The sequence below is a fragment of the Sphingomonas sp. SphC10 genome, assembly GCF_057004845.1.
Map to the genome: position 1 here is coordinate 352,380 of NZ_CM168044.1, position 10,917 is coordinate 363,296.

The 10,917-nt window shown below is 64.2% G+C and carries 10 protein-coding genes; 1 reads left to right on the forward strand and 9 read right to left on the reverse strand.

Going from position 1 to position 10,917, the window contains the following annotated elements:
* Positions 1-3: 3 nt before the first annotated feature.
* The 9 genes from ACWKSV_RS01475 to ACWKSV_RS01515 all read right to left on the reverse strand — a co-directional run bounded on the left by ACWKSV_RS01475 (position 4) and on the right by ACWKSV_RS01515 (position 10,452).
* Positions 4-2,655: a polysaccharide deacetylase family protein gene (locus ACWKSV_RS01475; protein WP_380865286.1), complete on the reverse strand. Its 2,652-nt coding sequence runs from the start codon at positions 2,653-2,655 to the stop codon at positions 4-6.
* Positions 2,655-2,930: a spike base protein, RCAP_Rcc01079 family gene (locus tag ACWKSV_RS01480; RefSeq protein WP_184107181.1), complete on the reverse strand. Its 276-nt coding sequence runs from the start codon at positions 2,928-2,930 to the stop codon at positions 2,655-2,657. Before ACWKSV_RS01480 ends, ACWKSV_RS01475 begins: the two co-directional genes overlap by 1 nt.
* A 129-nt stretch (positions 2,931-3,059) precedes the next feature.
* Positions 3,060-3,497, reverse strand: a complete 438-nt coding sequence (locus ACWKSV_RS01485; RefSeq protein WP_184107183.1) for a hypothetical protein — start codon at positions 3,495-3,497, stop codon at positions 3,060-3,062.
* A complete protein-coding gene (locus tag ACWKSV_RS01490) occupies positions 3,485-3,826 on the reverse strand; it encodes a ubiquitination-like system serine protease family protein (protein WP_338112255.1) in 342 nt (113 codons plus the stop codon). Before ACWKSV_RS01490 ends, ACWKSV_RS01485 begins: the two co-directional genes overlap by 13 nt.
* Entirely contained in the window at positions 3,823-4,410 is a 588-nt protein-coding gene (locus tag ACWKSV_RS01495) for a glycoside hydrolase family 19 protein (protein ID WP_184107185.1), read from the reverse strand. Before ACWKSV_RS01495 ends, ACWKSV_RS01490 begins: the two co-directional genes overlap by 4 nt.
* 161 nt (positions 4,411-4,571) lie before the next feature.
* Entirely contained in the window at positions 4,572-4,853 is a 282-nt protein-coding gene (locus ACWKSV_RS01500; RefSeq protein ID WP_380865291.1) for a hypothetical protein, read from the reverse strand.
* On the reverse strand, positions 4,853-5,335 hold the full coding sequence (locus ACWKSV_RS01505) for a hypothetical protein (protein ID WP_184106993.1): 483 nt from the start codon (positions 5,333-5,335) through the stop codon (positions 4,853-4,855). Before ACWKSV_RS01505 ends, ACWKSV_RS01500 begins: the two co-directional genes overlap by 1 nt.
* Before the next feature lie 72 nt (positions 5,336-5,407).
* The gene (locus ACWKSV_RS01510) at positions 5,408-6,766 is read right to left on the reverse strand and encodes a hypothetical protein (RefSeq protein WP_184106995.1); all 1,359 of its coding nucleotides are present in this window, start codon (positions 6,764-6,766) and stop codon (positions 5,408-5,410) included.
* A gap of 14 nt (positions 6,767-6,780) precedes the next feature.
* On the reverse strand, positions 6,781-10,452 hold the full coding sequence (locus ACWKSV_RS01515) for a phage tail protein (protein ID WP_483666837.1): 3,672 nt from the start codon (positions 10,450-10,452) through the stop codon (positions 6,781-6,783).
* A 68-nt stretch (positions 10,453-10,520) separates the two neighbouring features.
* Between ACWKSV_RS01515 and ACWKSV_RS01520 the strand changes: the two genes are divergently transcribed.
* The gene (locus ACWKSV_RS01520) at positions 10,521-10,802 is read left to right on the forward strand and encodes a hypothetical protein (protein WP_184106999.1); all 282 of its coding nucleotides are present in this window, start codon (positions 10,521-10,523) and stop codon (positions 10,800-10,802) included.
* Positions 10,803-10,917 lie beyond the last annotated feature (115 nt).

Genomic DNA, 10,917 nt, shown 5'->3' on the forward strand with positions numbered 1-10,917 from the left:
GCTTCAGACCTTCAGTTCGACGGCGATCGCATACCAGAATGTGCCGCCGGAAGAGCCTGGCGACAGATTGGAAAGCGTCGTGACGGGGCCGTAGGTGTCATTGCCGCCAGCATCAGAGCCGGAGGTCGCGTTGGTGTGGCCGATTCGGTTGGCGTTCGTGTCCATGTCACTGCTCGCCGATCGCGAGCCGCCGAAATATGCGACCCACGATGTTCCAGGGCTTTGCAGCGACCACGACGACGCCGGAATGCTGGAGGTCCCGGACGACCCGGTCGCGCCGGGCGAGACGTTGCCGATTGGCGCCGATGCGTTCGCGCCTCGGTAGCACTGCACGACGGTGTTGGTCGCTCCAGTGAAGGTGCCGACCGTCTCTGCGCTGCTCGTCGCTATCTTGTAAGCGAGCAGGTACGCGCTGTTGTTGGCCCCAGCGCTGGACAGCGACGTCCAGCCAGCAGGAAGCGTCGGCACCGTCGTCCCGCCATCGCGGTACGCGAAGGCCAGCAGCACGTCGCCAGCCTGATGACCACTCGGTGCGGCGGGCGTGTCATTCGCGGCCGAGGCGGATACGAAGCTCACGCCGGTAGGGGCGACCGTTGGCGGGGGCAGAAGGCCGGTAGGGACACTTGCGCCGCCATCGCGCGCCCAGATCTGGCTCAACGTCATGCAATCCAGACGCCCGGCATTTTGCCTGCTGGCCAGCTCATTCATCTGGTCTGTGAAAAGCTGGGTGTCGCTGTCGACGGCTGCGCCGCCAGGGATAATGCTATGGGTATAGAATATGACCGTCAGCCCGAGCAGCTCAGCACGATCGAGGACGGTCTTGAATTGAGCGAGGGTCAGGCTGTGCAAGGCGTTTCCGAAGACGAACATCCCCCGATCGCCGAAGCCAAAGCGAGTGTGCATCCCCCCTTGTGCACGGGTGGTGCGCATCAGCTTCATGCCCATGACGTCGCGGTAATAGACCGGCAGCTTCATGGTGTAGAATTCGGGCGACGTGTCCTCGAATTTCATCGGCTTCGTCTGTGACGGCACGTTTGCGCTCAGGGTGACTTGCGTCGAGCTGTCCACCGAAACGACGGTCGTGATGGGCGAATTGGGCACGTTGTGGCCGATGGCCCGCATCCCTGCGACGATGCCGCTAGTCGAAGACATCGTGACGACTGCCGTACCCGAAGACGTGACGGAAGCTACAAAGACACGCGCCGATGGCGGGTTCGACTCGATCTGCCCACCAGTCCAGCAGCCATGCTCATTGCCGCGCGTAATGCCGTTGGCGGCCGCCAAATCCTTGTTCTGTTGCAGGCTGGCACCTGCTGCGGCCAGCGTGCCGAAGGTGGCGGTGATATTGTCATTGAAAGTGCTGTCGAGGTTGACGTCCCAGCCGTCCGCATACGTCTCTTTGATCCTGGGCATATCGAAAGCCGAGGAATTGGAGCTCGTCGTGCCGACGAAATTGACGCCCGCCGGAATGCCCAGCGATTTCATCAGGGGATAGGCGAAAGAATACTGGGTGGGCTTCAGGTCGTCGAAGACGATTGCGACGGTCGCCCGGCCACCTGCCTTGCCCAGAAGAGCATCGAATTTCGCCACCTTCGAATGCGGAATGTCGCCGGTAGGGCCGACAGCGACGCCCACGGTGCCGCCACCAGGTGAGCTGAGGGCCGCGTTGTCCGAGACATGCATGCACCCCCACAGCTTGCCCATGAGGATCGGCGACGGGGTCTCGTACATCGTGCCGAATGACGGGCCAGCCTGCAAAGCGCCGAAGCGCTTCAGCACCACCGCGAGATCACCCGTCTGGCGGCCAGCATCCATTCCAGCATCGCCAAGAACAGCAATGGTGCCGAGCAGGCTGGTGTCGAAGCTGCCGATATTATTCTTGGTCGCGGTCGCGCCGCTCGTACCGGTCGACGTGACCTGAAGGCGCTTTGTGCCATAAGCGGGGCCGTCCGTTGCAAGCTGCACATCCGCGCCATTGGCGGCCGTCCAGTTCGTCAGGCTCTCGAAATCTTCGAGGATGACGGGCGGTGGCAGGACGACGTGATAGGACTTCGCGGCCCTATTTGCTCCGCTCTCGACGCCCGCAACGGCGAGGCGATACCCTTCATCCGCCGCCTGCGCCACGTAAGTCGCGCCGGTCGCACCAGGGATGGCGGTGAAGCTGATCGGGGTCGCCAGCCGCATGCGATACCACTGCACATTGGTCCAGGCCGCGTTGAGCGTATAGGTCTGCCCGGTCGATCCGTCAGCCGTCGCGCTGACTAAGCCGTAGGACGGCACGACGCCGTTCAGGGTAGGTGACGGGGTGGGGGTAGGTGTTGGTGTTGGTGTTGGTGTGACCGACGCCGCTTGCGCTGTGAACGTCAATGGCTCTTCAATCGCTCGCTGCCCCTTGGACGCACGAATGACGATTGTCGCCTGTCCTTCGACCTGGGCACCCGATCCCGCGACAATCTTGCCATCAGATAGCGCAAGCTGCGATGGCGGAGTGCCGACAACCGAATAGGTGGATCCCGTGCCGAACGGGTCGGCCAGCGCAGCAATCAACGCGCCCTGAGAGATGTTGACGAGATAGGTTGCTTTGCTGGCGATCAGACCGGCTGCGCCGATACCGCCGCCCAGGCCAATGCCCAGGCCGATGCCGAGGCCCGGCATCAGTAGAGCCCCAGCATGGAGGCAGCCGTGGTACCGGTCGCCAGAATGCGACGCGGGCGGAAGGGGATCAGCGCCCCGGCTGGCACATTCTTCCAAGTCACGCCAGTGGCGGACGCTGGAGCGCCCACGCCGATCATCGTAATATCGCCGCCCGTGCCGACATAGACCCCCTTCGGAATGTCGGGCAGGTCCGTGGAATCGCTTGGGGTGATCGCGACGGCGCGCGTGGCGGGGCTGGACACCGTGTCCGCCGAGGAAGAAAATACGTCAGCCATGGTCAGTCCTTTCGAGGGTGCGGGGAGTTGGTCGGCCAGGCGTCCCAGAGAAGCCGGCGCTTGGCGTCACAGTCGGCCAGGTCGAACCGTCCGTCGCGGATGGTTGCGTCGTCGTCGGCCGCTGTGGCGCTACCGTCCGGCTGGCGGCGCTGCGCCGTCGGTCGGCACGGCTCGCCCGCTGCGGCCGGGGGCGGCGGGATCTCGGGCGAGTAGGGCATCGAGCGCGTCGATGTCGCGCACCCGGTCAGGGGCGCGACACAGAGCGCGACCAGCATCAGTCTGCGCATAGCGTGTCACCGTGTCTTTCGAGTGGACGATGAGGGGCTGGCGTGCGGCCAGCGTGGCGGCATAGGTCTGGGCGGCGGTGGCCTGCTGCTGGGCGAAGCGTGCCTGATCGGCGAAGCGAGCTTTGTCCGCGTCCGCGATTGCCGCAGACCAGGCTGCGCGCTCATTGGTCAGCGTCTGGAGATGATCGGCACGCAGATGGTCGAGCCGCGCCGCCCATAGGCCGAGCGCCAGAACGATCAGGGCGGGCCAGAACCGGCGGAGCAGGATCAGCCACGACATTGCGGATACTCCGGCATGTCCACCGTCTGCCCTGCCAGATGGTGCGTGCAGTCCCCGAGGAACTGGATGCGCCCATCGGTAACGAAGGAATGGCAGACCTCGGGCGGGTCACCAGATTCGGGAATGAAAGCCGGGTCCACGGCGCGACCGGTCCGTACCAGCACGCTGGGCGTGAATGTCGGCACCTCATGATTGCCGTTAAAACCCCACACCGGCTCGCCCGTGGTGGATTGGACCACGACCAAGTGCTCATAGCCGCACCCCGGACACCAGAAGGCCACGCGGCCCGGCCGGAATTCGGCGAGCTTGGACGACAGAAGGCGGGTCACAGCAGAATGGCCTTCGCGCGCTCCAGCCGCTGGAGCCGATCGTTTATGCCGTTGAGCCCGCCGTTGATCAGCTTCGTCACGGCCTCAATGTCGTCGCGATCCGCTGCCGCATTGATCCGGCGCGAGGTCCAGTATGCACAGGCAAGGGCGATCGCGATCGCGGGCTCCGCCGCCCGGTCCGGCTGGCTTTCGATGTCGACGCCGATCAGCTTGCCGAACCGGCGATAGTTGTCACGGCCCGTGATCTGCAGAATGCCGCGCCCGCGGTACCGGAAGCCGTCGCCCGCCTTGACGTTGCCTAGATCGGCCCGACCTTCGTATCGCCGCTGCGCAGGCGTCGGGCCCCAGATTTCGTACATCCGCGTGAAGCCTGCCGACTCATGGCCAGCCTGCGCGAGGAAATGAGCAAGCCGCAAGGGCGCGTCCAGGATAATCGCACCCTCCAGGGCAGATACACCAGCCCCAAGCCCCGCGGCGGTCGCGGCCGGTGCGCCGAGCTTTCGCACCAGCGCGGTCAACGTCACCGGGCCGAAGGCGCCGTCAGCGCGCACGCCGAGACGGCGCTGCACAAGTGCAACGTCCATAGCTCTATCCTTTCGAAGATGACGGCTTCGTTAGCCGTTGGTATGGGGCCTTGCCGGTTGGCATCCCCCGATGGGACCGGCCGCAGGGTCTGCTGTCCTGAGAACGGCAGACCCTGCGATAGGTCGCCGCGCTCACCACCACCCCAAGCGGGGCGACTTGATCAGCCCTCGGATTTGGGCTCGGCGGTAGCTGTCACAGGCGGCAGCTTATCGAGCGCGGTCGCTAGGTTAGCCTCCTGCTGTGCGCTGCTACCCTTGCCGACCTGGAGCACCGCAGCGACAGCCGCGCCGACGATCGGGCCGAGGCCCGTGAAATAGCCGTCGACGAAGCGGGTGTTGTTCGCCGGGACCTCGTGGAAGAACGCAGCGCCAGCGAGCGCGAGGTAACCGATGATCAGCACCAGAGCGATCACGTAACGCCAATGGCGGTCGACGTCGGACATCAGATTTCCTCCGTGGTTGGCGAGGCAATGCGGGCGGCGGCAATGGCGCCCTTCTCGGCGACCTCCAGCGCTTCCTGACGCTCGCGCATCTGGCGGACGCGGGAGGCCGACTCCCGGGCCTTGGCCGGGTCGAGCTCGATCAGCGCCAGCAGCATGGTCAGGCACTGGTCGAGGTTATTCATCCGATGCCGCATGATCTGGAGCTCGGCCGCGTGCTGCGCACGCTCCTGCTCGAGCTTCACCTCATGCGCGGCGGTCTGGCGGTCGAGGCGGCTCTCGAGATCCGCGATGCGGCGGCCCATCCCCTCCATGTCAGCGCGTCGGGTGTCGCGCGCGATGATCTGCCACGGCCCCCATTGCCGCACGACCAGCGAGATGACGCCGATCGCGGCGAGGATGACGCCAGTCCAGACACCCGCCCGGATCGATCCGCCCGCGGCCGTCTGCACGACGGCTTCGGCGGCCTGGGCTCCGACGGTCATGCGCCGCCCCCCGACGCGGCCGCACGGGCCGCGAAGCTTGCATTATCCATCGATTTTACTCCGAAAGAGGGATCAGCCGTGCTGGACGTCGATCCAAGCGCGGCCGTCACGGATGGCCCAGACCTTGCCGATGCGACGCATGTACTGGGGGAAGGCGATGTCGTCGGGCTTCACAGCGACGGCCTTGATGCCCGCCCCGCTGGCAGCAGCGACGATGTAATCGCCCACCTCGAAATCACCGGTGACATTGCAGGGGACCTGACCACAGAAGGCGATGCGGTCGACGCACTGGCGCGCCTTCTCCAGCAAAGCCTCCCATTCGGTCAGGCGGGAAGCGAAGGCATCATCGGCTTCATCGTCAGCCTGCTCAGGCCGCGCCGGAAGATGGGCGGACCATGTGTCACCACCGACCAGCGAGGGGTCGGTCGACTTTACCACGAAGCTGATCGCATCCGCCCAGGTTTTCGTCAGCTTTCCGTCGCGATCGACACCGCAGACATCGCCCTTGGCGATAATCCCACAGCCCGCCGCCTTGATCATGTACTCGGCGTAGTCGGCGCCGCTGGCGTTTACCGTCCCGCCCGCATTGATCGATCGGTTGGTCTGACTGTTCCTGCCCGCCACGACGGCAGCTGCAGCCGCGGGCCAACCCTGCTGCGTAACCGCGTAAGCGATTAATGAATTGGAGCCCGTCGAAGTGCTGCTGAGCGCCGCGATGACTTGGCCTTCTGTGGCAGGTTTAGCGACTACATGCCCGCCACCGACCGCTGACGAGGTGCCGACCAGCAGGTTGCCGCTGGTGTCAAGGCGAAACCCTTCGATTGCGCCAGCGTATTTAAAGCGCAATGAACCGCCATTGTGCTCGATCTCCGCTGATGAAATTGTGTCGGCGAAGATTATGCGTGTGCCTGCCCCCCCATTACCGAGAAGTCGAAGAACTTCAGAATTTGGCGCGCTGATGGCGAGACGACCATAGACGGCGCCACCTGACGAATCCGCAGCGAAGCGATCGATGCCACCAGCGACAATACTGATGCCGTTTTCGCCATACCGCCGAATGCCGGTGTCCTGATCGGCGGAGAAGCTCATCCCAGGAGCGGCCAACGAACCATCCCCAAACCTACCTGCAAGGGGACCCGCCACATATTGGGCAACCTGCGTCATATAGTCGGTCAGCCTAGACGCGGCCGTCTGGGCGAAGCCTTGGTTCGGCTGCACGCTGTAGGCCTGCCCGCTGGCGGCTCCGCCCAAATAGGGCGACCCCAACGTGATTTGGCTGTTGCTGTCCACAGACAGAACCTCATAGGCCCGCCCGTCCGGCAGGTTGATCGCATGACCGATCTGCACGTTGCCGACCCATGCGGTGCCTGAGCCAGTGATTACGGCAGAGCCGTTCGTCACCGCAACCGTGCCAGCGCGATACCATGCCATATTGATGCTCCTGATTAGCGTTTGAGGACGGTGGCGACGAATGTGCCGTCGATGACGCTGATGGTCGCGCCCTGGGTGCCCGATCCGCCCGTCTTGGAGACCGAGCCCTGCAGCTGATAGGTGTACGTTCCGACACCGCCTGGGACATCGGTGTCGATTAGCGTGACCGGGCCATAGGCTCCGGAACTCGATTCCGAGAGGGCCGTATACGGATTGCGGATAACGGTGCCGTCGCTTCTGATGAGGCGCAAATTGAGGCGCGTGCTGGTGACCGTGCCAGACGTTGCCTCGGCGTTGGCGTTGAGCACGCTCGAGACCATCAGCAACACGCGATCGGTCGGCTTCGTCGTCTTCACATCGAAGGTGGTGATGTTGACGAAATTGCCGAGTGCCCCATTTGCCGAGGCTCCGGTAAAGTCCTGCGCCGTCGTATCACTCACCGCGTTGCCAACGATCTGATCGGTATCGACGACACCTGCCGCAATTCGCTTGACCCGGACGTTTGGCATCTCGACCGCGCCATCGTCGGCGATCGAGAATACGACCGTCGCACCGGATGAGCCCGCCTTGGCAATCTTGAAATTGTCGACGACGAAGACGGCATCTGTCCGACCGGCGCCGCTGTTCAGCGCAAATCCGGTAACGGCGCCGTTGCTATTGAACTCCACCCCGTACCGGAGCAGCAGGCCATCAATCGACTGCCCATACGCGGTCAAAGCTGCGGTATTCCCGCCAACAGTGGTCGAAAGACTGGTGACGCTGCTGCTGACCGTCGAGAGGCTGTCCGATACCACTCCGATCCGCTGGTTCGCCTGAGCCAGCGCGTTGTCGGTCTGCGCCTTGTACGACGACAGCGCCTGTGCCCCCGCCTGGTCACCGGCAACCCATGCAGAATGCTCATCGCTGATGCGGCCCGACAGCGTCCCGAGCGATGCGTCGTAATTGTTGAGGCGGCCCGTCATAGCGGTGAGTTTGTCAGCCTGCACGACGAGCGCGTTATTAACGGACGCGAGCGAGTTGCCGACTGCCACCTTGTAGGTCGCAAGGTCGCTGGCAATCGCTTGGTCGCCGTTGATCCGGGCGGACTGCTCGCTGCTGACCTGCGCGCTCACCGCGCCAATTTGCACCCCCAATTGCAGCGACAGGGATGCAATCGCGCTCGTGTTGCTGTCCGTCTTCGCCGTCAGCTCGGTCTTTGCGGCAGCGACCGCGGCGAGGGCCATGTTGCCTGTATCCCAGCCGGTCAGCGCCGCTAGGATGCTGTTGGCACCCGCCACGTCATTATCGGCCGGAGCGCGACGGCTCGCAGTGACCGCGCTGGAGATCGAAGCACCGTCAAAGGCGTCTAGCGTCTGCTCCGCCAGCGTCAGGCGCGCGCCCATGCCATCGACCACCGTCTGGCTGGCCTTGGTCGACACCAACGCATTCAGCGCGTCCAACGACTGATTGATGGACGTGACGGAGCCCTGAAGCCCCGTCACAACGGTGGCGTCCGCCTTTAGCTGGATCGACGCTTGGAGGCCGGAGATGCTGGTCTCGGCTGAGGTCAGCCGGACAAAAATGGACGACAGGTCCACGTCGCTGCCATCCAGCTTCGCTTGCAGGATTGCCTGGTCCACATAGTTGACCGTGGCCTTCAGGTCGATCGAAGCCAGCGCCGCGTTGAGAGTGACCGATAGCTTGCTGATCTGCTCGGCCCTGTTCTCGATCGCGAACAGCTTGGCGATGCCCGATGCCGGGTCCGTATAGAGCCCCGCGTCACGGAAGACGTTCTGGACAATGGTCTGCCCGGTCGCCAGCTGCGCGACGGCAGCGGAAAGGGAGGCGAGATCGGTTTCCAGCTGACGCCGCGCCTGATCGCTTGCCGCCCCCAGGTCGATGAGGTTCAGCTTGCCAAGGGGGCGGGTCGTGTTGCCGATGGTGGCGACCAGCGTACCGTCGGCGCGGAGCACCAGCGCGCTGTTCAGCACGTCGACCGGGGCGAGAATCTCACCGGCGGGGTTCTTGATGTCGACGCCGATGGTGCCGCCTACAGTAGCATTATCGTCGGGCCGCATGCCGTTATCATCGGCTACCGCGCTCCAGTTCGCGGTCGTGCTGGCTTCCCCGATCGCGAGGATCAGCGGGTTCTTGCTGGCGTCATAGGCGTTGGCCTCGGCGGGCTGCACCGGCGCGGAGTCGTCCCGGTCCCAGGCGTAGATGTCCGGGCTCTCGACGGTCAGCGTCATGTTGCAGACGCCACCCTGGCCGATCTCCTGCTCCTTCACCCGGAACAGCTTCCGCTCGAAACTCAGCGGCGCGAAGGTGAACGGCACGATATCGCCGACCCCGTATTTCCATGCGCGGATGTCGAACGGCGCGGTAAACTCGCGCTGATACTGCTTGCGCTGAAGCACCTGCTTGGCGATCCGCTGCGCCTGGCTGGGGCTCTCCACCGCCGCCAAGTCGAGCGTGAACTCGCGATCCTGACCGTCGAGGCTGGGCAGCCGCACGTCGGGATAATCGAGCATCTGGTACAGCGAGGCGGTGGTGGCATCGACATACTTGCCGCGAACGACGTTCGGCACCGCGTCGAGCGCGGCATCCGGGTTCCAGGTGAACGGCCCGACCACGTCATCATCAAGCAGGCCATCGTCCAGCGCTGCCGTGGCAAGGTCATTATGCGAGATGGCGAACGACAGCTTGCCACCCGTGTCCCGGAACCGACCGTTGCAGGCGGCGCAGATGGTATCGAGCCGCTCTTTCGGCGCCATCGCCTCCGACAGCACGACTGCGCCGTGATAGCGCGGCTCGGTGCCGCCCGCCGACCGGTTCACGGCCTCATCCGCCAGATTGGCCGCCTCGATCCACGAGGCGAGGTTCAACCGGCGTGCGGGGACGCCCGACCCGACGGCCAGCTTCATTTCGCCGGTCGACGGGTTGCGGATGCGCCAGCCCAGCGTGTCGGCCAGAGCATGAAGCGCGAGATTTTCGCCGATCACCGCGCCGTCGTCTGCGGTGTAGCGCCAGGTCGATTGGTCATCAGCGCGCATCGGGCCATTGCCGCCCGGCACCGTGCTGTCCCGACGCGGGTCGTACAGGCGCATCCCGCGACCGATGATCGTGATCCGCGTCGGCACGCCGCTGGAAAAGGGGCTGGTCGCCTTCTTTCCGTTGCCCGTGACCTTGAACCGCGCCCGCAGATAGGCGCAGCCGGTCAGGCGTCCATTCCATTTGCCGCTGGCGAAGGTGAACGCATTGGCGGGCGAGCCCTCCAGCACGATGTTCGGCACCGAGAAATAGCCCGCGAACTTCGACGTCACTCCGCGCGATGCGCTCCACGCCAGTTCGGTGTTCAGCCAGATTTCCTCGACCCCGTCGATTCGGTGGCTGGCAAGCGCGATGATCCAGTCGCAATAATCCTGATCCGCCCCCGACCATTCCTCATAGCGAACGTCCGTCGCCATCGCGGTCTGGCCGTAGACCGTCGCACGCGGCGCGCGCGGGTTGATCGTAGCGGTGAGGCGATCCTCTTGTGAGGATGGGATGGACGGCGTTTTCTGGAGTGCGCCGGCAGCAAGTGACAGCGCGCCAGACGCAACAAAAAGGGCAGTCGCCAGTGATAGGCCCGCGCCGATGCCAACACCCGTAATCGCAAGCCCGGCAACAGCGAGGCCGATTGCGGCAATTTTTAGCGCTTTTGCCATGACTTCTCCGAATGACGTGCGCATGATCCCCGCCGCTCAGCGATCAGGCTGACGGGTGAGGCGAGGGCTTGATGGTGGTATTTTCTGCTATGGTGCAGGCAGCCAGTTTGCTGGCCAGCCTGCAGGGCAATCATAAAACGGAAATCGACGGGCAGACCTACCGGGTGAATATCCGGGGCAGCACCGTGTCAGTTTTCAAGAAGTCACTGATTGTCGTACAGACACCCGAGGTCGGCGCGGCAATGAGGAAAGCTGTTACAGCCGCAACGGGCTGCGCCATGAAGGACGGTTTCTGGCAAGGTTTACGGCTGACTGGCACGCTCGACTGCTCCCAGCACCCGACGAACTAAAATCCCACCCGCCACGCGCAAGGCTCGACCCATGCGCGGCGTTCGATCTTGATCCGTCCAGACTCGACTCGGCAGTCGCAATCGACGAGCTTTCCCAAAAGCAGGGAGAGATTCG

Coding starts and splice junctions, on each gene's coding strand:
- ACWKSV_RS01505 (WP_184106993.1), bottom strand. CDS start 5,335: ATGACCGTCGGAGCCCAGGCCGCCGAAGCCGTCGTGCAGACGGCCGCG.
- ACWKSV_RS01500 (WP_380865291.1), bottom strand. CDS start 4,853: ATGTCCGACGTCGACCGCCATTGGCGTTACGTGATCGCTCTGGTGCTG.
- ACWKSV_RS01480 (WP_184107181.1), bottom strand. CDS start 2,930: ATGGCTGACGTATTTTCTTCCTCGGCGGACACGGTGTCCAGCCCCGCC.
- ACWKSV_RS01485 (WP_184107183.1), bottom strand. CDS start 3,497: ATGTCGTGGCTGATCCTGCTCCGCCGGTTCTGGCCCGCCCTGATCGTT.
- ACWKSV_RS01475 (WP_380865286.1), bottom strand. CDS start 2,655: ATGCCGGGCCTCGGCATCGGCCTGGGCATTGGCCTGGGCGGCGGTATC.
- ACWKSV_RS01510 (WP_184106995.1), bottom strand. CDS start 6,766: ATGGCATGGTATCGCGCTGGCACGGTTGCGGTGACGAACGGCTCTGCC.
- ACWKSV_RS01515 (WP_483666837.1), bottom strand. CDS start 10,452: ATGGCAAAAGCGCTAAAAATTGCCGCAATCGGCCTCGCTGTTGCCGGG.
- ACWKSV_RS01495 (WP_184107185.1), bottom strand. CDS start 4,410: ATGGACGTTGCACTTGTGCAGCGCCGTCTCGGCGTGCGCGCTGACGGC.